This is a genomic window from Flavobacterium xinjiangense, assembly GCF_900142885.1.
Lineage (GTDB): Bacteria > Bacteroidota > Bacteroidia > Flavobacteriales > Flavobacteriaceae > Flavobacterium > Flavobacterium xinjiangense.
In genome coordinates this window covers 213325-235631 of sequence record NZ_FRCL01000007.1, presented here as the reverse complement: position 1 = coordinate 235631, position 22307 = coordinate 213325, and the positions used below count along the sequence as shown (strand labels likewise).

General features: G+C 34.8%; 22 protein-coding genes. 11 read left to right on the top strand and 11 right to left on the bottom strand.

What is annotated here, in order from left to right; translation table 11 throughout:
* Positions 1-584 precede the first annotated feature (584 nt).
* The 4 genes from BUC23_RS10670 to BUC23_RS10655 all read left to right on the top strand — a co-directional run bounded on the left by BUC23_RS10670 (position 585) and on the right by BUC23_RS10655 (position 4162).
* Positions 585-1622: an aldo/keto reductase gene (locus BUC23_RS10670; protein WP_073209245.1), complete on the top strand. Its 1038-nt coding sequence runs from the start codon at positions 585-587 to the stop codon at positions 1620-1622.
* 53 nt (positions 1623-1675) lie between these two features.
* Complete coding sequence (locus BUC23_RS10665; protein ID WP_073209244.1) at positions 1676-2590, top strand: helix-turn-helix domain-containing protein; 915 nt, start codon at positions 1676-1678, stop codon at positions 2588-2590.
* A 221-nt stretch (positions 2591-2811) separates the two neighbouring features.
* Complete coding sequence (locus tag BUC23_RS10660; RefSeq protein ID WP_073209243.1) at positions 2812-3273, top strand: DUF1801 domain-containing protein; 462 nt, start codon at positions 2812-2814, stop codon at positions 3271-3273.
* A gap of 133 nt (positions 3274-3406) precedes the next feature.
* On the top strand, positions 3407-4162 hold the full coding sequence (locus BUC23_RS10655) for a carbonic anhydrase family protein (protein ID WP_341868412.1): 756 nt from the start codon (positions 3407-3409) through the stop codon (positions 4160-4162).
* Positions 4163-4321: 159 nt separating this feature from the next.
* On the opposite strand, the gene BUC23_RS10650 is transcribed toward BUC23_RS10655, so the two are convergent.
* The 6 genes from BUC23_RS10650 to BUC23_RS10625 all read right to left on the bottom strand — a co-directional run bounded on the left by BUC23_RS10650 (position 4322) and on the right by BUC23_RS10625 (position 8268).
* On the bottom strand, positions 4322-5167 hold the full coding sequence (locus BUC23_RS10650) for a DUF3078 domain-containing protein (RefSeq protein ID WP_073209242.1): 846 nt from the start codon (positions 5165-5167) through the stop codon (positions 4322-4324).
* Between the two features lie 41 nt (positions 5168-5208).
* A complete protein-coding gene (locus BUC23_RS10645; protein ID WP_073209241.1) occupies positions 5209-5721 on the bottom strand; it encodes a DUF2480 family protein in 513 nt (170 codons plus the stop codon).
* A 79-nt stretch (positions 5722-5800) separates the two neighbouring features.
* Positions 5801-6124, bottom strand: coding sequence for an SUF system Fe-S cluster assembly protein (locus tag BUC23_RS10640; protein ID WP_073209240.1), 324 nt, complete (start codon positions 6122-6124; stop codon positions 5801-5803).
* Between the two features lie 5 nt (positions 6125-6129).
* Positions 6130-6549: a SufE family protein gene (locus tag BUC23_RS10635; protein ID WP_073209239.1), complete on the bottom strand. Its 420-nt coding sequence runs from the start codon at positions 6547-6549 to the stop codon at positions 6130-6132.
* A 23-nt stretch (positions 6550-6572) separates the two neighbouring features.
* On the bottom strand, positions 6573-7007 hold the full coding sequence (locus tag BUC23_RS10630) for a hypothetical protein (protein WP_073209238.1): 435 nt from the start codon (positions 7005-7007) through the stop codon (positions 6573-6575).
* Positions 7008-7053: 46 nt separating this feature from the next.
* Complete coding sequence (locus BUC23_RS10625) at positions 7054-8268, bottom strand: aminotransferase class V-fold PLP-dependent enzyme (protein ID WP_073209237.1); 1215 nt, start codon at positions 8266-8268, stop codon at positions 7054-7056.
* A gap of 414 nt (positions 8269-8682) precedes the next feature.
* On the opposite strand from BUC23_RS10625, the gene BUC23_RS10620 reads away from it, so the two are divergent.
* From BUC23_RS10620 to BUC23_RS10610, 3 genes are all read left to right on the top strand, one after another.
* Positions 8683-10032 carry a serine hydrolase domain-containing protein gene (locus tag BUC23_RS10620; protein WP_073209236.1) on the top strand — a complete coding sequence of 450 codons (1350 nt, stop codon included), beginning with the start codon at positions 8683-8685 and terminating at the stop codon, positions 10030-10032.
* 160 nt (positions 10033-10192) lie between these two features.
* Entirely contained in the window at positions 10193-10654 is a 462-nt protein-coding gene (locus tag BUC23_RS10615; RefSeq protein WP_073209262.1) for a helix-turn-helix domain-containing protein, read from the top strand.
* Positions 10645-11241 carry a mobile mystery protein B gene (locus BUC23_RS10610; RefSeq protein WP_073209235.1) on the top strand — a complete coding sequence of 199 codons (597 nt, stop codon included), beginning with the start codon at positions 10645-10647 and terminating at the stop codon, positions 11239-11241. The genes BUC23_RS10615 and BUC23_RS10610 overlap by 10 nt, the downstream gene beginning before the upstream one ends.
* A 42-nt stretch (positions 11242-11283) precedes the next feature.
* On the opposite strand, the gene sufD is transcribed toward BUC23_RS10610, so the two are convergent.
* The 5 genes from sufD to BUC23_RS10585 all read right to left on the bottom strand — a co-directional run bounded on the left by sufD (position 11284) and on the right by BUC23_RS10585 (position 15833).
* Entirely contained in the window at positions 11284-12600 is a 1317-nt protein-coding gene (gene sufD / locus BUC23_RS10605; RefSeq protein WP_073209234.1) for a Fe-S cluster assembly protein SufD, read from the bottom strand.
* An 80-nt stretch (positions 12601-12680) separates the two neighbouring features.
* The gene (gene sufC, locus BUC23_RS10600; protein ID WP_073209233.1) at positions 12681-13433 is read right to left on the bottom strand and encodes a Fe-S cluster assembly ATPase SufC; all 753 of its coding nucleotides are present in this window, start codon (positions 13431-13433) and stop codon (positions 12681-12683) included.
* A gap of 36 nt (positions 13434-13469) precedes the next feature.
* Entirely contained in the window at positions 13470-13958 is a 489-nt protein-coding gene (locus BUC23_RS10595; protein ID WP_073209232.1) for a flavodoxin family protein, read from the bottom strand.
* Positions 13959-13965: 7 nt separating this feature from the next.
* Positions 13966-15414: a Fe-S cluster assembly protein SufB gene (gene sufB / locus BUC23_RS10590; protein WP_073209261.1), complete on the bottom strand. Its 1449-nt coding sequence runs from the start codon at positions 15412-15414 to the stop codon at positions 13966-13968.
* Between the two features lie 89 nt (positions 15415-15503).
* On the bottom strand, positions 15504-15833 hold the full coding sequence (locus BUC23_RS10585) for a HesB/IscA family protein (protein ID WP_039108447.1): 330 nt from the start codon (positions 15831-15833) through the stop codon (positions 15504-15506).
* 169 nt (positions 15834-16002) lie between these two features.
* Between BUC23_RS10585 and BUC23_RS10580 the strand changes: the two genes are divergently transcribed.
* From BUC23_RS10580 to BUC23_RS10565, 4 genes are all read left to right on the top strand, one after another.
* Positions 16003-16860, top strand: coding sequence for an MBL fold metallo-hydrolase (locus tag BUC23_RS10580; RefSeq protein WP_073209231.1), 858 nt, complete (start codon positions 16003-16005; stop codon positions 16858-16860).
* A 77-nt stretch (positions 16861-16937) separates the two neighbouring features.
* Positions 16938-18563 carry a S8 family peptidase gene (locus BUC23_RS10575; protein ID WP_073209230.1) on the top strand — a complete coding sequence of 542 codons (1626 nt, stop codon included), beginning with the start codon at positions 16938-16940 and terminating at the stop codon, positions 18561-18563.
* A gap of 180 nt (positions 18564-18743) precedes the next feature.
* The gene (locus tag BUC23_RS10570; protein ID WP_073209229.1) at positions 18744-20357 is read left to right on the top strand and encodes a S8 family peptidase; all 1614 of its coding nucleotides are present in this window, start codon (positions 18744-18746) and stop codon (positions 20355-20357) included.
* Positions 20358-20419: 62 nt separating this feature from the next.
* Positions 20420-22294 (top strand): M1 family metallopeptidase, encoded by a 1875-nt coding sequence (locus BUC23_RS10565; protein ID WP_073209228.1) that lies wholly within the window; start codon positions 20420-20422, stop codon positions 22292-22294.
* Positions 22295-22307: the final 13 nt, after the last annotated feature.

Here is a 22307-nt window from a genome sequence, read left to right as displayed (position 1 = left end):
TATTCTCTACAATGAAATGATTAGCCACATTGGGCGTTTGTTTTTCTAAAATAACTACATCCAATTTTGATTTTGAAATATCAATACCTACGTAAAATAAATAGTTTTTCATAACTTTGAATTTAGGATATACAAAAATGTTGAACTTCTTTAGAGCCTTTATTAGACCTTGATGTCTATCATTCTATTTGAAGCAATTCAACGGGATTCAAGGAGAAGACAGAGGACTAATGCGCTAAATAAGTCATGAACTTGGCGGTTTTGATAGTTCACCTCTGTTTTCCTTTGAATAAATTTAATATTTTTTATCAAATACAAAGTAAAGGCAGTTTTGCAAACTGTGCCCACAACAGTGAACAAATAATACAATAACACAAAAAATACCATTGGCGCTCGTTTGTCCCCGTTCACTGCTCCTCTTCCGCGACGAGTAACTACTTAAATGAAACGCCAAATTATAGCGTTTGCACCGCGGATCCCGCCGGAACGAAGCTGTAGCTCATTTTGAACACAAACAACTTCGTTTTGGACACAAGCGAACTTTTCAATATTTTCAACTTTGCACTTCACAATTAAAATAAAAGATGAAGTACAAAATTTTAGGAAATACAGGATTGAAAGTTTCAACGCTTTGTTTAGGTACAATGAATTATGGCGGAAAAGGGTTTTTCGGTTATATGGGAAATCTTGACCAAAAAGCTGTTGATGAACAAATTAAAACTGTAACAGAAGCAGGTGTTAATTTCATAGATACTGCAAACATTTATTCAGAAGGACTTTCCGAAGTTATGATTGGTCAGGCGATTAAAAATCTTTCTATCAATAGAGACGATTTAGTTCTGGCTACCAAAGTAAGAGGCACTATGGGTAAAGGACAAAATGATTTGGGGCTTTCAAAAAAGCATATTATTCAACAAGTGGAAGCAAGTTTAAAAAGGCTTCCTACAGATTATATTGACTTGTACCAAATTCACACAGCAGACCCATTAACGCCAATTGAAGAAACCATCAAAACATTAGACGATTTAGTTAGGAGTGGAAAAATCAGATATTTTGGAGCAAGTAATATTTCAGCTTGGCAATTAATGAAAGGCCTTTCTTATTCACAATACAACCATTTAGACCGGTTTGCTTCTCTTCAAGCCAATTATTCATTAGATGTAAGAGATGTAGAACGTGAAATTGTACCTATGCTACAAGACCAGAAAGTAGGAATGATGGTTTGGAGCCCTTTAAGTGGAGGATTACTTACAGGCAAATATAAAAGGGATGGCCAAAAAGAAGAAGGCAGGCTTAATAGTTTCCCGTTTCCACCTTTTCACGAAGAAAGAGCTTATGAAGTTTTAGATGTGCTTACACCAATGGCAGAACAAAAACAAGTTTCGGTTTCTCAATTGGCTTTGGCTTGGTTATTACATCAGCCTGTGGTGAGTAGTGTAATTATTGGTGCTACTAAAATTCAACAGCTTCAAGACAACTTAAAATCCGTAGATATTGTATTTACAACAGATGAATTAAATCAGTTAAACGAAGTAAGTAAGCTGCCGCTTGAATACCCTGGTATTGTTTTAGAAGTAATGACTGCGGACAGAAGTTTCGGAACTGATTTTTTAAATGCTTAAATTTACAAAATGATAAAGTAGGCAGCAAGAAATCGCTGCCTACTACTTTAGATATGAAAAATACAGAGCAAAATATTACTAAAATAAATTCGATAAAAGAGTTACATTCTTTTATGGGTTTGCCTAGCCCTCTAAATCCTTTAATTACAATTATTGACCATTCTTCTACAACAAATTATATACAACCTCAAAATGAAAAATTGCTTTTAGAATTTTATAATATTTCAATCAAAAGAAGTTTTAAAGGAAAATTAAAGTATGGTAAAAATCATTACGATTTTGATGATGGTACAATGTCATTTATAGCACCAAATCAAATAATAAGTGTAGATAGTGATGGAAATAGAAATATCGACGGCTGGTCACTATTATTTCATCCCGATTTAATCAGACAATATCCGTTAGGAAAAATGATTAAAAACTATGGCTTTTTTTCTTATACAGTAAACGAAGCATTGCATCTTTCAGACCAAGAAGAAAAAACAATTGAAGCAATAGTGCAAAATATTCAAAAAGAAATAAACTCAAGATTGGATAATTTTAGCCAAGATGTTATGGTGTCAAACCTTGAATTGCTATTAAGTTATTGCAATCGTTTTTACAGTAGACAGTTTATTACACGAAAAATGGCTACAAACGATTTGCTTACAAAATTTGAAAATATTTTAGACAAATATTTCGCCGATAACTCGGATTTGACATTACTCACCGTAGAAAAACTGGCAACTGAGCTAAATGTTTCATCTTCGTATTTAAGCGATATGTTACGTAATTTGACAGGACAAAATACACAACAACACATACACGAAAAATTGATTGAAAAAGCAAAAGGAATTTTAACCACTACTAATTTGACCGTAAGCGAAATTGCGTATCAATTAGGTTTTGAATATCCACAATCATTTAGTAAACTATTCAAAAGCAAAACCAACTTGACACCAATTGAATACAGACACAGTTACAATTGAAAACCATCTGTGCAGCTCCCCAGTGGCTCTCGTTTGTCCTAACTGGCGTTCGTTTGTCCCCGTTCTCTGGTGCACGTCTGCGACGAGTACCTACTTAAATTAAAAAAAAATTGGAGCGTTTGCAACGCGGATAGCTAAAACAAGAGTAACTTTATACAAGTAAATAGCTGCTCGTTGGAAATGAATACCAGTAAACAGAAATTAATATAAACGACACGATCATGAACATGTTTGCAAAAAATGAGGCCAAATCTGTAGAAGAATATCTTTTGATGGTACCTGACAATCAGAAGCAAAATATTGATTTTCTGCATGATTTTATTCAAAAAGCAGTCCCAAACCTAAAACCTTATTTTGCTTCTAATATGATCGGTTACGGTTCGTTTTACTACCTCGATTCGAAAAAGCAAAAAAGAGATTGGCCTATTATTGCCCTGGCAAATCAAAAGAATTATATCAGTATTTATGTATGTGCAATTGTTGAGGATAAGTCTGCGGTGGAAGAATATAAAAAAGAACTCGGAAAGCTTAGTAAGGGGATTAGTTGCATTAGATTTAAGAAAATTGAGGAGATTAATCTTGAAACTCTTGAAATCGTATTAAAGCTTGCAGAAAAAAATCCTGGCGTTGCTGGTGCTACTTTGGTGGAGCAAATAGTTGCCCGGACCGCAATTATATGCTAATTGAGAGGGTTTTACAAAAGGTGTTGCGTTTTTAAAATTCATAAATTAATTTAATGTATTTCATTAAAAATATAAATAAAAATTTATGAACTATTCAGTATAATTTTGCGTCATTATATCAAATATATAGAAAATGATGAAAAATTTATTCAAGGTTACTGTAATAGTAATCACAGTCCAAATGTTCAGTTCTTGTTATACAACTACTAAAAATGTAAGAACGCAAAAAGAGACAACATCTTCATTTGATGTATATAAGCAAAGGCACGTCATGACAAAAACGGAACAAGATTCTTTAACTCCCGAACAAGTTTTATTAGAATTTAAGGAAGGTAATCACCGCTTTAACACTGGAAACGTAACAAAACGGGAGCACTCAGAAGAAGTACGAAAAGCTGTAACAGGCGGCCAATTTCCCAAAGCAATAGTTTTAAGTTGTGTGGATAGCAGGGTCCCAGTAGAAGACGTCTTTGACCAAGGTCTTGGTGATGTTTTTGTAGGCAGGGTCGCTGGAAACTTTGTAAATACTGATCTCTTGGGAAGCATGGAATTTGCTTGTAAAGTGTCAGGTGCTAAGTTAATTATAGTAATGGGTCATCAACACTGTGGAGCAATTAAAGGTGCGATTGATGATGTGCATTTAGGAAATATCACAGCGATGTTAGCAAATATAAAGCCAGCCATTGTGATGAGTCAAAATTTTGAAGGAGAGAAATCTTCAAAAAATGAAGCTTATGTAAAAACTGTTAATAAAAATAATATACGATATGCCATATCTGAAATAAGAACTAAGAGTGAAATATTAAAAGAAATGGAAAATAAAGGACAAATAAAAATAGTAGGCGGATATTATTCGCTTCTTACAGGTAAATTAGAGTTTTTGGATTAATATATTAATTTAAATATAAACCGACTGTTGCTCGTCTGCGAAGAGAAAAATTGCGGCGTTGAACGCTGATTGTTAAAAGAATTATTTCAAGATGCCACAGGACAAAAAAGACCTTTAGAAAACTCTAAAGGTCTTTTTTATAAAATAATGAAGTAGTTTCTAGAAGCCGTAATTAGCACTTAAACCAAAAACTTCTCGTACTTGTAGCGCTTTGATTGTATTGTCATCATATATTCCCTGTAACGCTAAATTTGCCGACACGTATTTATTGATTCTCATCAGAATGTTCATTTGGTAATCGATATCAACATTTTGTGGTTGGTCTAAATAATTGGAATATAAATTCAATCGGTTTTCAATGGAAATATTTGCCATAACATTGAGTTTATAATACCCTGAAATGCTGGCGCCAAATTCAAATCGGGAGCTGTCACCTTGCAATACACCAAAAGAAGGACCGAAATCAGTAAAATGAGGATGAACAATAATTAGTTTTGCTGTGGCCGGAGAAAAATTGACACTTAAGTTATTGCTTTTTTTCCATAACATTCCTGGTCCCAACTGGAAATAAGCAGGTGAAAAGAAATGAGAAATGCCATTGCCATCTTTATCATAACCAACATCCATTTGTGTTTTGAAATTGAAAAAAAGGGAGTAATACCAATCTCCTTTGGCTTTTTTACCCCAAAGCGAATTCAGTTCTAAACGGTCATCTGTTTTTGAGGTTTTTGAACCTTTTACTTTGGTTAATCCATAAGCAACTATGAATTTATTGTCCCAAATTACATCTCCTTTTTTATAATTGAAATCATAATTCAGACCAAAATTCCCGGCAAGGTTTGAAGTTCCACCGCCAAGCCATTTATTGTTGAAAGCAGTCTGATTAAAAAGCAAAGAAATATTTCCTTTTTTTGTCCAAAGTTTGATGGTGTCATTTGAAGTTTCCTGTGCACTTGCAGAAACTAAGACCAAAAGAAAAACGAATGAAAGTACAGTTTTTTTCATGACTTTTATTTTTAATTAAAAGTATGAAATAAAAGGATAAGTTACCCTTTTTTAGACGCTTTGTATAATGGAACCGCAGAACAAGCCTCTCCGTACATGATGCTTCTGGCTAGGGGCTGTAAATAATGAGCAGCCAAAACATAGGCACGCATAGGAACTGGTTTTCTGGAACATCCTTTTATGATAACAGGCTTGTTTTCATAAACTGAGTAATCAATTTTAGGCAATAATTCCTCGTAAAGAGAAGCATCCAAATCTTCTAAAGTTCCGTTGATGATTTTCTTAGCAAACGGAGCTAATTGAATAGCAACCAAAATAGAAGCCCAAGCCGGAACAATAGCATCGGTACTGCAATTAATAGCAACATATTGGTCTTGGTATTGTGACCACTCGTGATTTTTTAAATGCTCTCTAAAGTCTTTTTCTTTCAATAAAAATCCTTCCAAAAGCCATTGTGAGATATCAATTTGCGCACGAATTCCCTTTGGATAATAATCTTCGAGATCGAAAACTTCCAAAACACTATTCGCTACTTTATTTATTATTTCTTCCATTTTTTTTTAGTTTACAGTCGCAGTCGCAGTCGCAGTCGCAGTGTAAAACTGAAAACTGCGACTGCAAACTGAATACTTTCTAAAGCATTCCCAATTCTAATTTTGCTTCTTCGCTCATTAAATCTTTACTCCAAGGCGGATCAAAAGTAATCTCTACTTCGGCATCTTTTACATTCTCTATTGATTTTACTTTTTCTTCTACTTCTCTTGGCAAACTTTCCGCTACAGGGCAGTTTGGAGAAGTAAGAGTCATCAGGATTTTTACTTCATAATCTGTATTGACCATCACGTCATAAATCAGTCCTAGTTCGTAAATATCTACAGGAATCTCTGGATCGTAAATAGTCTTTAATATTTTTACGATTGATTCTCCTAATTCAGTTGTGTCTATTTCTTGTTCCATTTTATTTAATTTTGTGAGTTGAATGCCAAAGCATACATTTTAATATTTTTTATCATCGAAACCAATCCATTGGCGCGGGTAGGCGATAAATGTTCTTTCAGACCAATTTTGTCAATAAAATCCATATCGGCATCCAAAATATCTTTGGCGCTTTGATTTGAAAAAGTACGGATCAATATGGCAATAATCCCTTTGGTTAAAATGGCATCGCTATCAGCAGTGAAAACAATTGTATCGTCATTTTGTTCGCCTTGCAACCACACTTTCGATTGGCAGCCTTTAATCAGATTATTTTCTGTTTTGAATTCTTCTTTGATCAAAGGAAGGTTTTTGCCTAATTCGATGATGTATTCATAGCGTTCCATCCAGTCATCAAACATCGAAAATTCATCAACTATTTCTTCTTGTATATCTTTAATTTTCATAGCGTGCTGAATTTATTTCAGTATTATTCTTTTTTAGCTAATGCCGTTATTTTATTTATGAATTTCTTAATTTCTTTTGGTGGGAAACCATCATCAAAACTAGCAGATTCATATGTTTTATCTTTATAGGTAATTTTCACATTGGCAATTGCCGCGCCATCATAAAAACGTTTTTTAGTCGGTGCTTTTAATTTTGCCAAACTATCTAATTTTACTGTCTTGAAACAACTCACTAATTCATTCCAATCAGCATCCGAAATTTTCGTAGCCACCGGTTTGTCAGTTCCGTTTCTGTCTTTTGAAACAGTGACCATTTGATTTTTGACCGTTATTTTTTGATAGAAACCTCTGGTATTGGCGGTGTATTCAATAACAGCAGATTGAATGTCTTGAGCTTTGGCGCTATCGCAACCTTTTCCAAGAAAAATAGTCAAGAACAATAAAGAAAGTATTTTCATAATTTTGTATTTTTAAAATAACATGAGTTGTGCTTTTTTCACATTTTTAAGATAACATGAGTTGTGCTTTTTTCACTGCTTCGACCATAACATCAATTTCTTCTTTGGTATTATAAAAAGCAAATGATGCTCTTATTGTTCCCGGAATACAAAAGAAATTCATGATTGGCTGCGCACAATGGTGTCCCGTTCTTACGGCTATTCCTAATTTGTCAATTATCGTACCAATATCATAGGGATGAATTCCTTCAATATTAAACGAAATTACGGAAGTTTTTTCTTTGGCAGTACCAAAAATCTTCAAACCTTCAATTTCCAATAATCGTTGGGTTCCATACCGCAATAATTCTAGTTCTTGGTTTTGAATGTTTTCAAAACCAATTTCGTTCATATAATCAACGGCGGTTCCCAGAACAATTCCTCCGGCAATATTTGGGGTTCCGGCTTCAAATTTATGAGGCAATTCAGCATAAGTTGTTTTCTCGAAAGTCACTTCTTTGATCATTTCGCCTCCACCTTGATATGGCGGTAATTTATTCAACCACGCTTCTTTTCCGTATAAAATTCCAGTTCCTGTTGGGCCACACATTTTATGTCCTGAAAAAGCATAAAAATCACAATCCAATTCCTGAACATCTGGTTTCAAATGCGGAACTGCTTGCGCTCCATCAATCAAAACGGCGGCACCAAATTTGTGTGCTTCATCAATCATATATTTTATAGGATTGACTGTTCCAAGTGCGTTCGAAATGTGATTTACAGTAACAACTTTAGTTTTATCAGAAAGTAATTTATCATATTCTGACATAATCAATTCGCCTTCCTGATTCATTGGAATTACGCGCAAAATCGCACCCGTTTTCTCACATAACATTTGCCACGGCACAATATTACTGTGGTGTTCCAATGCCGAAACTAAAACTTCATCGCCTGGTTTTAAAATCGAAGCAAATCCATTGGTAACCAAATTAATTCCGTGCGTTGTTCCCGAAGTAAAAAGCACTTCGTGAGCAAATTTGGCATTGATATGATTTTGAATTTTACCACGGGAAGCCTCATAAGCATCCGTTGCCAATTGACTTAGCGTATGAACGCCACGATGAATATTCGCATTAATCTCCTGATAATATTTGGAAATTGCATCAATAACAACTTGTGGTTTTTGCGAAGTGGCTCCGTTGTCGAAATAAACTAACGGTTTTCCGTTTACTTTCTTGGAAAGAATGGGGAAGTCGGCTCTAATTTTATTTATGTCTAACATTTATCTGCTTATTTTTAATGTTGTTTATTGGTGATAGAACGCCAACAAGCAACATTTTTTTTGATAATCCAATTTGTTATTGGCTTTTCATTATTTAGAATTTTTCTAAATACAAAAGTAGTGAAATTGGAATTAATTTTTAGCAAACAGTTGTTAATAAAACGAATTACTATAAAGGTATTGAGAAATATAAAGGACAACTACCTCACTTAATTTTTTCGTTTAAATGGGATATTTAGTGAAACAACATATCTTCCTAAATTTAACCATTAAGAAATTAAGAAAAAGTAAGCTGTAATTCTTAATTTCTTAATGGTTTGTATAGTTTTTTTTTACAGTAAAGCATTTTACAGGTTTCCATACTGTTTCAAAAATGTGATTCTTTTTTATTAAATTGCTTGAAATTAATTCTCTATGAAAAAATTGTTCAAGTTCGTTGGTTTTGCCTCTTTTATCGGAATCTTTTATTTTGGGTTCACTACCTATCCAAAACTGGATTTAATTTCTGGTTTTTCAGCCAAAAGTATTGCTTCTGGGCATTTTATTGATAGTCGTTCCCAAGAAATGATTGAGAAAGGGGACAATGATATCGATATGATTGATTTGGCAAAAAACAAAATTGAAGACATGGGTAAATTTGCCGTTGCTTCGGTTTATGGTTTGAAAGAGCGAAAAGCGATTTACCGCGAAGGTTTGGGTGCGACTTTAATCAACGATGATTTTGATGTAACAAAACCGTATGAAGTTCCTAAAAGAACAAGATTGAACAACAACTTACCTTTTCCGTATGGAAATAAGGAACCTAAAGACACCATTTTTAGCAACGTTGATTATACTAAATTGAATGCGGCTGTGGCCTATGCATTTGATACAAAGGGGCAAATCAAAAAAAGAACGCGTTCCCTATTAGTAATTTATAAAGACAAAATCATTGCCGAAAAGTACGATACTGGTTTCGATAAAAACAGTAAACTACTAGGGTGGTCCATGACTAAAAGTATTACAGCCACAATGTTTGGAATTTTGGAAAAACAAGGGAAATTTAATATTGATGATCCTGCTCCAATTCCAGAATGGGCGAATGATAAACGTAAATTGATTACAACAAGTGATTTATTACACATGAATTCGGGTTTACAATGGGTGGAGGATTACACGACTATTTGTGATGCTACTAAAATGCTTTTCCAATCCGAAGATATGACTCGGACACAACTGGAGAAACCATCAGAAATTAAACCCAATATGCGTTGGAATTATTCTTCGGGAACTACTAATTTGCTTTCCGGGATTTTGCGGAAGCAGTTCAAAACGCATCAGGAATATTTAGATTTCTGGTATTCCGCTTTGATTGATAAAATAGGAATGAACTCGATGATTGTCGAAATGGATATGGCGGGGAATTATGTAGGTTCATCCTACGGTTGGGCTACAACACGGGATTGGTCAAAATTTGGATTGTTGTATTTGCATAAAGGCAATTGGAACGGCGAACAAATTTTGGACGAAAGTTGGATAAAATACACCACAACTCCCACGAATACTTCCAACGGAAGATATGGCGGACATTTTTGGCTCAATGCCGGCGGAAATTTCCGTGATGTACCAAAAGATATGTATCACTGCAGCGGTTTTCAAGGACAAATGGTGTTTATAATCCCATCACTTGATTTAGTAGTAGTAAGATTGGGTTTAGAAGGTCCTGAATTTGACTTTAATGAAATGTTGAAAGGGGTAATTGGGAGTTTGAAGAAAACGAACTAAAATGCTTCCTAATCCTCGATTTATATGATCATACAAAGCATTATTTTATTTAAGTATATTTATAAGTTTACTTTTTTTGCGTTTTAGTAAACATATTTGCTTACTTTTATATTATTAAGTAATCAAAATGGTTTACTTGTGGTTTAAAAATAAATTTATAATGAGAACAAATAGACAGATAATACTGGAGCAATTGGACCAGAAATCCAGTTTGTTATTAGATTCAAAGAAAAATTCAGTTTCTGATAAAGGTTGGGTTTTTTCCATAAGAAAAGGGTTAAACATGACATTGGAGCAATTAGGAAACAAACTAGGTATAAGTAAACAAGGTGTGCGGAAGATAGAGGAAAGTGAAGCCAATTGTTCCATTTCGATAAAATCCTTAAAAGAAGTAGCAAGGGTTTTAGATATGCAATTAGTCTATGGTTTTGTACCCAATAAAGGCTCTTTTAACAACTATGTTGATGATAAGGCAAAAGAATTGGCTGTCAGAATTGTAATGAGAACGCATCAAACCATGCAATTGGAAAATCAGGGAAACGATGAAACTGTAATTCAAAAGGCCATTGCTGACTTGGCATTAGAAATTAAACAGGAAATGCGTAGAAGTCTATGGGATTGAATTTAGAATATCAGCAAGGTCAAACACCTTTAGGAGAGGAAGAAAAGAATGGACTGATGATAAAGTCCATAGCTTCAATGCGAGAATTAGATGAGTTTGAACAATTTAATATTGAAAAAGCAATCGAATGGACAATCAGAAGTAAATTTAAGGTTGAAACTATATTAAGCGAAAAGTTCGTAAAACAAGTTCACGAAAAAATGTTTGGAGGAGTCTGGAAATGGGCAGGAGATTTTAGGAAGTCAGAGAAAAAAATTGGTGTTTCTTGGATTAATATTGAGATGGAACTTCGTTATTTATTAGATGATACAAAGTATTGGATTGAAAATAAAACGTATTGTCCAGATGAAATAGCTATTCGATTTAAACATCGAATCGTGAAAATTCATTGTTTTCCAAACGGAAATGGCCGTCACTCCAGAATTATGGCTGATATTATTATAGAAAGTATTTTTGAGAAGGAGGTTTTTAGTTGGGGATTTAAAAATCGTTTAGATGCAGATGAAAATAGACGAAATTATATTATTGCTTTAAGAGAAGCGGATAATCACGATATCTCACAATTATTAGATTTTGCTAGAAAATAAAAACCGTTTTGTTTATTTAAACAAAACGGTTTTTTCTAAAAACTACAAATCAAATCCTATTTTCACCCCTAATTTCGTGGCGATAATTTTGGTGATTCGTTGTTTTAATTCTGGGATTTTGATGCTTTCGATAACAGCATTCGAGAACGCATACATCAATAACGCTTTGGCTTCTTTTTTAGGAATTCCGCGTTGTTGCATGTAGAACATTGCCGTTTCGTCTAATTGCCCAACGGTACAACCGTGAGAACATTTTACATCATCGGCAAAAATTTCCAATTGAGGTTTTGCGTTTATTGTCGCTTTGTCGCTCAATAAAATATTATTACTTTTCTGGAACGCATTCGTTTTTTGAGCTTCTTTTTCCACATACACTTTTCCGTTGAAAACGCCTGTAGAACGATCGGAATAGATTCCTTTGTAGTCCTGGAAACTTTCGCAATTTGGAGTCGAATGTTTCACTAGAGTATAATGATCTACGTGTTGTTTTTCGCCAATAATTGTGATTCCGTTCAACGTGCTTGTCAATCGTTCACCAAAGTGATAAAAATTCAAGTTGTTTCTCGTTAAGTTTCCTCCAAAAGAAAAGGTATGTACTGAAACGTGACTTTCTTGTTTTTGCGAAACGTAGGTATTGTCAATTAAATTAGCTTCAAGCGTATCGTTTTGAATTTTGTAATAATCAACGATAGCACGTTTTTGAGCGTAGATTTCGGTAACGGAATTCGTTAACACCGGATTTTCGGTTAAACTTTGATGACGCTCAATAATTTGAACATGAGAATTCTCACCAACAATCACCAAGTTTCTTGGTTGAACCAAAAGCGCTGCTTCGTTTCCTGTCGAGAAATACATAATCTCAATAGGTTTATCTGCCACTTTACTTTTTGGAATGTGGATATACGCTCCTTCATTGGCGAAAGCCGTATTCAAAGAAGTCAAACTTTCGTCTTTGCTGGCAATTTGATTAAAGTAAGTATCAATAATCATTTTGTATTTTGGTTTGTTCAATGCCGATGACATCAAGCAAACATCGATTCCGTCGTGTGTTGTTGAGGATAAATGCGAACTGAAAACACCATCTATAAACACTACTTTATATGTGTCTACTTCGTGTAAAAAATATTTTTTTACGTGGTTGAATTCGACTGCATTTTCTTCCTTTGGAAAAACGGTAAAGTCATTTTTTAAGATCGCGTTTAGCGAAGTGTATTTCCAAGCTTCGTCTTTTTTGGTTGGGAAACCTTTATTTTCAAAGTTTTTTATGGCTGAAGTTCTTACATCATGAAGTTCAGAGTGAACATCGATGCGCTCTTCAAAAGCCATAAAAGACGATAGTAATTTTTCTTTTAAATCCATTTTTGGTAGTTATAAGTTATGAGTTATAAGTTATGAGTTTTGCAAACTGCAAACTGCAAACTGTAAACTGCAAACTAATTTTACGCTTCTTGTTCTTGTTTAATCCAGTCGTATCCTTTTTCTTCTAGTTCGTGCGCTAATTCTTTTCCACCGGATTTCACAATTTTTCCGTTGTATAACACGTGAACAAAATCAGGAACGATATAATCCAATAATCTTTGGTAGTGCGTGATAACTACGATTGCATTTTTGTCGCTTTTTAGTTTGTTAACCCCGTTTGCAACAATTCGTAATGCATCAATATCAAGTCCAGAATCGGTTTCATCAAGAATTGCCAATTTTGGTTCTAACATTGCCATTTGGAAAATTTCGTTACGTTTTTTCTCCCCACCAGAAAAACCTTCGTTTAGAGAACGAGAAAGAAATTTTCTGTCGATTTCCAGTAACTCTGATTTTTCACGAATCACTTTTAGCATATCTTTAGCCGGCATTTCTTCCAGACCGTTTGCTTTACGAGTTTCGTTGATGGCAGTTCTCATGAAGTTCGTTACCGAAACTCCTGGAATTTCCACCGGATATTGAAATGACAAGAACACTCCTTTGTGCGCTCTTTCTTCTGGCGCCAATTCAGAAAGGTCTTCTCCGTCTAAAGAGATTTCGCCTGCGGTTACTTCGTAGTTTTCGTTTCCTGCAATGATAGAAGCCAATGTACTTTTTCCGGCACCGTTTGGTCCCATTATCGCGTGAATTTCTCCCGCTTTTACCTCAAGGTTGATTCCTTTTAATATTTCTTTGTCCCCAATTGAGGCGTGTAAATTTTTTATACTTAACATTTGTTTCTTTAATTTTAAAAGGATTTAAATTCTCTTTTATTCTAAAATACTATTGATGTATTCTTGGTCTTTTATTGTTTGATAGGATAAATGCTTTTCTCCTAAATATTTCATTCCTAAATATTCCGCAGATAATCGAAAGGGTAAGTGAAAATCATAATCTAATGTATCATCATCAGAATTTGAAATCACAAACATATTTTTACCTCTTAATTTTCGACCTATTTCTTTTTCGATTCTAATTAAATCAGAAAAGCGATCAAAAAACACTTTCATTATCCCACTCATGGTATACCAGTAAACGGGTGTCGCGAAAACCAACGTGTCATATTTTTCAATAATTGAAGCTATTAAAGGCAAAAAATCATCGGCTCTATTTTCGCTTTCATAATCATAATAGGAAATCGAATAATCTCTTAAATCGATAACATCGGCATTTATTTGTGTGGAAATTATATCAACTATTTTTGAAGTATTTCCATTGCTTCTGGAAGAACCGACAATAATAACTTTCTTGTTTCCCATATTCAAATTATCCAACGCTTCCCTCAAGAGAAATTTCTAATAATTTTTGTGCTTCTACGGCAAATTCCATTGGTAACTTATTCAATACATCTTTACTGAAACCGTTTACGATTAAGGCAATAGCTTTTTCAGTTGGGATTCCACGTTGGTTGCAATAGAAAACTTGGTCTTCGCCAATTTTACTTGTCGTAGCCTCATGTTCGATTTTTGCAGATGGATTTTTACTTTCGATGTAAGGGAAGGTGTGTGCTCCACAATTGTTTCCCATTAATAACGAGTCACATTGTGAAAAGTTTCTGGCGTTATCTGCATTTGGTCCAATTTTAACCAAACCACGGTAACTATTTTGTGATTTTCCAGCAGAAATCCCTTTAGAAATAATGGTCGATTTAGAGTTTTTACCTAAATGGATCATTTTTGTTCCTGTATCGGCTTGTTGAAAATTATTGGTTACAGCAATCGAATAAAATTCTCCTGTTGAATTATCTCCTTTTAAAATAACAGAAGGATATTTCCAAGTTATAGCAGAACCTGTTTCAACTTGAGTCCAAGAAATTTTTGCGTTTTTCTCGCAGATTCCTCTTTTAGTCACAAAATTGAAAACTCCACCTTTGCCTTCTTTATTTCCGGGATACCAGTTTTGTACTGTTGAATATTTTATTTCGGCATCGTCTAATGCGATTAATTCTACTACTGCAGCGTGCAATTGATTTTCATCACGACTTGGAGCAGTACAGCCCTCCAAATAGGAGACATAACTGCCTTCATCGGCAACTAATAATGTTCTTTCGAATTGTCCTGTTCCTGCCTGATTGATTCTGAAATAAGTTGAAAGTTCCATAGGGCAACGAACGCCTTTTGGAATATAACAGAAAGATCCATCAGAGAAAACTGCTGAATTTAGCGCCGCATAAAAATTATCTTTTTGTGGTACAACCGTTCCTAAATATTTACGAACTAATTCTGGATGCTCTTTGATGGCTTCAGAAATACTCATAAAGATAATTCCTTTTTCGCCTAATGTTTTCTTGAATGTTGTCGCTACTGAAACGGAATCGACTACGATATCCATAGCTACATTGTTCATCATCTTTTGCTCATCGACAGAGATTCCTAACTTTTTGTACATTTCTAAAAGTTCCGGATCGACATCGTCCAATGTTTTATTGGGATCTACCGCTTTTGGAGCTGAATAATAAGAAATCGCCTGAAAATCAGGTTTCGTATAATGCACATTAGCCCATTCCGGCTCTGTCATTAGCTCCCAAGCACGAAAAGCCTCAAGACGCCAGTCGGTCATCCATTGAGGTTCTCCTTTTTTTTGCGAAATAGCGCGAACGATATCTTCATTTAAACCAATTGGAAACGTTTCCGATTCTAATTCGGTGTAAAATCCGTATTCGTATTCTTTAGTTTCGAGTTCGATTTTTAAGTCGTCTTCTGTATATTTTGACATATTTTTATTTTTTAAAACCATTAAGACATTAAGATTATTAAGGCTTAATTAGCTTAACTTCTTAATGGTTTAAATCTTTTTTTATTTGGTTATAGTGAAAATGATTCCCCGCAACCACATGTTCTATTGGCGTTTGGATTATTGAAAACAAATCCTTTCCCATTAATTCCTCCCGAGAATTCTAATATTGTTCCGGCTAAGTACAGAAAAGATTTTTTTTCAACAGCAATAGTGATATCATTGTCTACAAAAATTTTATCGTCTTCGCTTTTTGTTTTATCAAATTTTAAATCATAAGACAATCCAGAACATCCGCCGCTTTTTACACCCACTCTTACATAGTCGATTGCAGCATCAAAACCATCATCTTTCATTAGATCGATGATTTTTTTTCTTGCAGTGTCAGAAACTTTTATCATAGCTTATATTGATTTTGTCTAAATTAAGCACAAAGATAGTGTATAAAATGCTTTTTCCATAATTGATAACATTTTTATAACCAATGCAAAAATAGAAAAAAGCTATTTGAAACGCCTAAAAGCATTTGGATTCCTTAACTTTGGAACCTCTCAAAAAACATAAAAGAACATGAAACTATACCCTATAGAAACCGGAAATTTTAAACTTGATGGTGGCGCTATGTTTGGTGTTGTGCCAAAAACCATTTGGAATAAAACAAATCCAGCTGATGAAAATAATTTAATTGACATTGCTGCACGCTGTTTATTGATTGAAGATGCTGATAAATTGATTTTGATTGATACCGGAATGGGAAACAAACAATCCGAGAAGTTTTTTGGCTATTACTCGCTTTGGGGAACGCATTCCATGGATAAATCGTTGGCTAAATACGGTTTTCATCGTGATGATATTACCGATGTTTTTATGACGCATTTGCATTTTGACCACTGTGGTGGAAGCATACAGTGGAACAAGGACAAAACGGGCTACGAACCGGCATTTAAAAACGCGAAGTTCTGGAGTAATAACAACCACTGGGAGTGGGCTACAAAGCCAAATCCAAGGGAAAAAGCATCCTTTCTTTCAGAGAATATTTTACCGATGCAGGAAAGCGGTCAGTTGCATTTAATCAAAAGACCGGAAGGCGATTTTCTAGAGAAATCAGAACTGGGTTTTGGTATTTTCTTTGCCGATGGGCATACCGAAAAGCAAATGATTCCACAAATTCAATATCAGGATAAAACGATTATATTTTGTGCTGATTTATTGGCAACAGCCGGACACGTTCCTATTCCTTATGTAATGGGATATGACACCAGACCATTATTGACTATGCCAGAAAAAGCAAAGTTTCTAAATGCCGCTGCAGATAATAATCACTACTTGTTTTTGGAACACGACGCCCACAACGAAATTATTACCGTAGAGAAAACGGAAAAAGGAGTTCGATTGAAAGAACGATTTACGTGTGATGCCATTTTTTAAAATTGTGTTAAACTTAAATATTTTTGTAACAAAATAATTTATTTTAGACAAATATTTAAAATTTAATACAACAATCAATGAATAGCATTAAACCAATTTATTTATCTGCATTTGCACTATTAATCTTAGCGGGATGTGGCGCTACAAAACAAGTTTCTACTTCTAACGCGGGACTTATTGCCATTAGCGCACCTTTAAACGTTAAAAAAGTTGCCCCTATAAACGAAAATGACATGAAACGTTGGAGTCATTTAGATATCGTAAAAGATACCATTCCAGGAATGAGTGTTGATAAAGCTTACGCCGAATTATTGAAAAATAAAAATGGGGTAAAAGTTATCGTGGGAATTGTAGATTCTGGAGTAGATATCGAACATCAAGATTTGAAATCTGTGGTTTGGACCAATAAAAAAGAAATTGCAGGAAACGGAATTGACGATGATAAAAACGGATATATCGATGACATTCACGGTTGGAATTTCCTTGGAGATATCACCAAAGAGAATTTGGAATACGAAAGAATCATCAAAAATAAGAATCTAGTTGACGAAGTAACATATCAAGCGGCAAAAGCGTTAAATGATAAAAAAATTGCTGATGCTACAACAGGGAAAGCGCGTACGGAACAAATGATTGCAACCCTAAATGAAAGTGATGCCACTTTGGTAAAACATTTTGGGAAGTCAGTTTACACCATTGATGAGGTAAAAGCAATTGTTTCACAAGAGCCAGAAATGCAAAAAAGCAAAACTGCGATGCAACAAATGCTTTCTTATAATTTGCCTATTGCTGACCTGAAAGTTGCGGTACAAAAACAATTAGATGGTTTTAATGCGCTTCTAAAAGGGGACAACCTAAAAACCGACTATAGAAAAGTTGTGGGTGATAATCCGGAAGATATAAAAGACACAAAATACGGAAACAACAACGTTATGGGTCCAGACAAGAATGAAATTCTTCATGGAACGCACGTTGCCGGAATTGTCGCTCAAACTAGAAATAACACATTAGGTGGAGACGGAATAGCGAATAATGTTGAAATCTTAACCGTTCGTGCGGTGCCGGACGGAGATGAATACGATAAAGATATAGCGCTTGGTATTCGTTATGCTGTTGACAATGGTGCGAAAGTAATTAACGGAAGTTTTGGAAAAAGCTTTTCACCACATAAACAATGGGTTTATGATGCTATCAAATACGCTGAGAAAAAAGATGTGTTAATTGTTCATGCAGCCGGTAATGACGCAAAAGATATCGATACTGAAAATAATTTCCCTAACGATTCTGAAGATAAAGTAACGGAGTTTGCTGACAATGTAATCACGATTGGCGCATTAAACTTTGAATACGGAAATAAAGTAGTGGCACGATTTTCTAATATTGGAAAAGTTAATGTAGACGTTTTTGCACCAGGAGTAAAAATTTATGCTACAACACCAAATGATTCTTACAAATATTTGCAAGGAACATCTATGGCTTCGCCAAATGTTGCTGGAGTTGCAGCATTAATCCGTTCGTATTATCCAAAATTATCTGCCCAACAAGTAAAACACATTTTGATGGATTCAGGGGTAGCGATTACAACAGATGTGATTGTTGGAGGAAAACCTGCTGACACACGTTCTTTTACTACTTTATCTAAATCAGGAAAAATAGTGAATGCTTACAATGCTTTACTTATGGCAGATAAAATGTCTAAATAATAGTTTCAAATATTTATAAATGGAAGGGCAATTTGTCCTTCCATTTTTATTTTAACCAATTTGGAAAACACTTTCATTTATTTTTTTACATTCGTCAAATCTTAACAGAGTGTTAATCCATCTATATTCTGTTGTAAAAAGGCATAATTTAGGCCCACATTTAATTTTAAAAATTTATAAATGAACACGATTAAACCGATATATTATTCTGCCGTTGCTTTTTTTGCATTAGTGGGGTGTACCGCTCAAAAGCAAGTTTCCAAAACTTCTGCGCCTACAACAGTAAGTTATCCTTCAATTATCAAGAAAGTTGCTCCTATAAGCGATGCTGATTTAAAACGTTGGAGTCATTTAGATTTAGTAAAAGATACCATTCCGGGAATGAGCGTTGATAAAGCGTATGCCGAATTGTTGAAAAATAAAAAAGGGGTAAAAGTTATCGTGGGAATTGTGGATTCAGGAGTTGATATTGATCACCAAGATTTAAAATCAGTGATTTGGACCAATGCCAAAGAAATCGCAGGAAACGGAATTGACGATGACAAAAATGGTTTTATCGATGATATTCACGGTTGGAATTTCCTTGGTGATTCAGGATTTGAAAATTTAGAGATGACCCGTATTCTGAAAAAAGCGGATGATGGTTCAGTGGCATATAAAAATGCTAAAGCGGATTATGAAAAGAAGTACAAAGAAGCATTGGAAGGGAAACAACAAGTAGACTTTCTTTTGAATACCAATAAAGTAATACAGACCTATTTAAAGAAAGACGATTATACGCTTGAAGAATTGAATGCAATTGTAACTACTAATGAAGAGTTGAATAAAAGCAAAATGATTATGACTCGCGTTATTGGGCAGTCAGGACCAAAATTCAGCGCTGATATCGAAGAATACAGAAAGTATGTTTACGACCAATTAAATTATAATTTAAACAGAGAATTTAACGGTAGAAAATCAGTTGGCGATAACCCGGATGATATAAACGACACTAAATACGGTAACAACATAGTTTACGGACCGGATAAAGAAGAAGCCTTGCACGGAACTCACGTTGCGGGAATTATTGCTCAAGTAAGAAATAACAATGTTGGCGGTGACGGAGTGGCAAACAATGTTGAAATTATGGCAGTAAGAGCTGTTCCTAATGGTGATGAATACGATAAAGATATTGCTTTGGCTATTCGTTATGCGGTAGATAACGGCGCGAAAGTAATCAACGGAAGTTTTGGAAAAAGCTATTCTCCACACAAGCAATGGGTTTTTGATGCTATTAAATATGCTGAAAAGAAAGATGTTTTGTTTGTACATGCATCTGGAAACGATGGGAATGATATTGATTTAGAAAAAAACATCAATTTTCCAAATGATTCAGAAGACAACAAAAAAGAGTTTGCCAGTAATGTTTTGACAGTTGGAGCATTAAATAATATGTACGGCCAAACGGTGGTGGCACCATTTTCTAATTACGGTTCAATCAATGTAGATGTGTATGCTCCAGGAATGGAAATTTATGCCTCGGTTCCAAATAACAAATACAAGTACGAACAAGGAACATCTATGGCTTCGCCAAATGCAGCTGGAGTTGCAGCATTGGTTCGTTCCTATTATCCTAAATTATCAGCGAAGCAAGTAAAACAAATTCTAATGGATTCTGGAACACCACTGCCAGCGTCAGTAGAATTAGGGGAGAATAATGATAAAAAATCGGCAGCTGATACGTCAAAATCAGGAAAAATGATCAATGCTTACAATGCGCTGATTCTTGCAGAGGCATTATCTAAAAATATTTAAAGCAATAAATTTACTAATCCAATGGAAGGGCAGCTGTTCTTCCATTTTTTATTACAAAAATGATGAGAAAACTCTTTTTACTGTCTTTTATTACACTTAATTTTTGCACTGCGTCTGCTCAAAGCACTGGGTATTGGCAACAACACGTTGATTATAAAATGGACGTAAATATGAACGTCAAGAATTACCAATACAAAGGAAAACAGGAATTGGTTTACACCAATAATTCTACCGATACTTTGAAAAAAGTATTTTATCATTTGTATCCAAATGCGTTCCAACCCGGAAGCGAAATGGATGCCAGGATCCAAACGATTAAAGATCCGGACGCCAGAATGGTCAACAAAATAAAAGTGGATGGTAAAGAAGTAAAAGAAAGCCGAATCAAAAATTTGAAACCAAATGAAATTGGTTTTTTGAATATCACTAATTTCAAACAAGACGGAGTTAGTGCTGCTGCAAAAACGGTAGGGACGATTCTCGAAGTGACTTTGGCAAAACCAATTCTTCCCAATTCAAAAACTACTTTCACCTTAGATTTTGATGGTCAGGTTCCGGTACAAATTCGTCGTTCGGGTAGAAATAATTTAGAAGGTGTGGAATTGTCTATGTCGCAATGGTACCCTAAAATGGCCGAATTTGATTTCGAAGGTTGGCACGCAGATCCTTATATTGCCAGAGAGTTTCATGGTGTTTGGGGAAATTTTGACGTAAATATTACTATTGATAAGGACTATACTTTAGGCGGTTCTGGTTATTTGAAAAACCAAAATGGAATTGGGAAAGGATATCAAGATGCTGGAGTTACGGTTGTTTATCCAAAGAAAACGAAAACATTGACTTGGCATTTTGTAGCACCGATGGTGCATGATTTTACTTGGGCTGCTGATAAAAATTATACGCACGACGTGGTAAAAGGACCTAATAATGTTGATTTGCATTTCTTGTATAAAAACAATCCTAAGACTGCAGAAAACTGGAAAAAACTGGAGCCTTTGATGGTTAATGTAATGGATTTTTACAATAAGAAAATCGGGGATTATCCATACAAACAGTACTCTTTTATACAAGGTGGCGATGGCGGAATGGAATATGCCATGTGTACGTTGATGTTAGGAAATGGAACTCTTGAAGGAATTTTAGGAACCGCAACACATGAGTTGGGACATTCTTGGTTCCAGCATATTTTAGCTTCAAATGAATCAAAACATCCTTGGATGGACGAAGGATTTACTACTTATGTAGAAGATTTTGTATTGAACGAAATGGCAGTTAAAAAAGAAGAAAACCCATTCAAAGGAAATTATAAGGCTTATTATTCGTTAGTGGATTCGGGAAAAGAACAACCACAAACTACTCATGGAGATCGTTACGATGAAAACAGACCTTATAGCATTTCATCTTATGTAAAAGGTAGTATTTTCTTGTCACAATTGGGTTACGTGATTGGACAGGATAATTTGGCCAAAACGATAAAGAAATATTACCATGATTTCAAATTCAAACATCCTACGCCAAATGACATCAAGAGAACGGCCGAAAGAGTTTCTGGAGCAAATTTAGATTGGTATTTGTTGGATTGGGCCGAAACGGCAAACACAATTGATTATGGAATCAAAGATGTGAAAGAGAATGCCGAAAAAACGGTCGTTACACTAGAAAGAATAGGCAGAATGCCGATGCCAATTGATTTGACTGTAGAATATACGGATGGAACAACAGAAAGTTTCTACGTTCCATTGCGCATGATGAGTTTCGAAAAAGAAAATCCTAACCCGGCTGTAAAAAGAACGGTTTTAAAGGATTGGACTTGGGCACATCCTACGTATGAGTTTGCTATTTCTAAACCGAAAACAACTATCAAGAAAATCACCATCGACCCAAGTGGTTTAATGGCCGATGTGAAACAAGCCAATAATTTTTACGAAATAAAGTAATTTTAAAAAGCCC

Bases quoted from the DNA above. Each gene is read 5' to 3' on its own strand.
- BUC23_RS10635 (WP_073209239.1), bottom strand. From the start codon at position 6,549: ATGAAAATTAAAGATATACAAGAAGAAATAGTTGATGAATTTTCGATG.
- BUC23_RS10575 (WP_073209230.1), top strand. From the start codon at position 16,938: ATGAATAGCATTAAACCAATTTATTTATCTGCATTTGCACTATTAATC.
- BUC23_RS10595 (WP_073209232.1), bottom strand. From the start codon at position 13,958: ATGGGAAACAAGAAAGTTATTATTGTCGGTTCTTCCAGAAGCAATGGA.
- BUC23_RS10620 (WP_073209236.1), top strand. From the start codon at position 8,683: ATGAAAAAATTGTTCAAGTTCGTTGGTTTTGCCTCTTTTATCGGAATC.
- sufB (WP_073209261.1), bottom strand. From the start codon at position 15,414: ATGTCAAAATATACAGAAGACGACTTAAAAATCGAACTCGAAACTAAA.
- BUC23_RS10610 (WP_073209235.1), top strand. From the start codon at position 10,645: ATGGGATTGAATTTAGAATATCAGCAAGGTCAAACACCTTTAGGAGAG.
- BUC23_RS10670 (WP_073209245.1), top strand. From the start codon at position 585: ATGAAGTACAAAATTTTAGGAAATACAGGATTGAAAGTTTCAACGCTT.
- BUC23_RS10655 (WP_341868412.1), top strand. From the start codon at position 3,407: ATGATGAAAAATTTATTCAAGGTTACTGTAATAGTAATCACAGTCCAA.
- sufC (WP_073209233.1), bottom strand. From the start codon at position 13,433: ATGTTAAGTATAAAAAATTTACACGCCTCAATTGGGGACAAAGAAATA.
- BUC23_RS10665 (WP_073209244.1), top strand. From the start codon at position 1,676: ATGAAAAATACAGAGCAAAATATTACTAAAATAAATTCGATAAAAGAG.
- BUC23_RS10630 (WP_073209238.1), bottom strand. From the start codon at position 7,007: ATGAAAATACTTTCTTTATTGTTCTTGACTATTTTTCTTGGAAAAGGT.
- BUC23_RS10580 (WP_073209231.1), top strand. From the start codon at position 16,003: ATGAAACTATACCCTATAGAAACCGGAAATTTTAAACTTGATGGTGGC.
- BUC23_RS10650 (WP_073209242.1), bottom strand. From the start codon at position 5,167: ATGAAAAAAACTGTACTTTCATTCGTTTTTCTTTTGGTCTTAGTTTCT.
- BUC23_RS10565 (WP_073209228.1), top strand. From the start codon at position 20,420: ATGAGAAAACTCTTTTTACTGTCTTTTATTACACTTAATTTTTGCACT.
- BUC23_RS10615 (WP_073209262.1), top strand. From the start codon at position 10,193: ATGAGAACAAATAGACAGATAATACTGGAGCAATTGGACCAGAAATCC.
- BUC23_RS10640 (WP_073209240.1), bottom strand. From the start codon at position 6,124: ATGGAACAAGAAATAGACACAACTGAATTAGGAGAATCAATCGTAAAA.
- BUC23_RS10645 (WP_073209241.1), bottom strand. From the start codon at position 5,721: ATGGAAGAAATAATAAATAAAGTAGCGAATAGTGTTTTGGAAGTTTTC.
- BUC23_RS10570 (WP_073209229.1), top strand. From the start codon at position 18,744: ATGAACACGATTAAACCGATATATTATTCTGCCGTTGCTTTTTTTGCA.
- BUC23_RS10660 (WP_073209243.1), top strand. From the start codon at position 2,812: ATGAACATGTTTGCAAAAAATGAGGCCAAATCTGTAGAAGAATATCTT.
- BUC23_RS10585 (WP_039108447.1), bottom strand. From the start codon at position 15,833: ATGATAAAAGTTTCTGACACTGCAAGAAAAAAAATCATCGATCTAATG.
- BUC23_RS10625 (WP_073209237.1), bottom strand. From the start codon at position 8,268: ATGTTAGACATAAATAAAATTAGAGCCGACTTCCCCATTCTTTCCAAG.
- sufD (WP_073209234.1), bottom strand. From the start codon at position 12,600: ATGGATTTAAAAGAAAAATTACTATCGTCTTTTATGGCTTTTGAAGAG.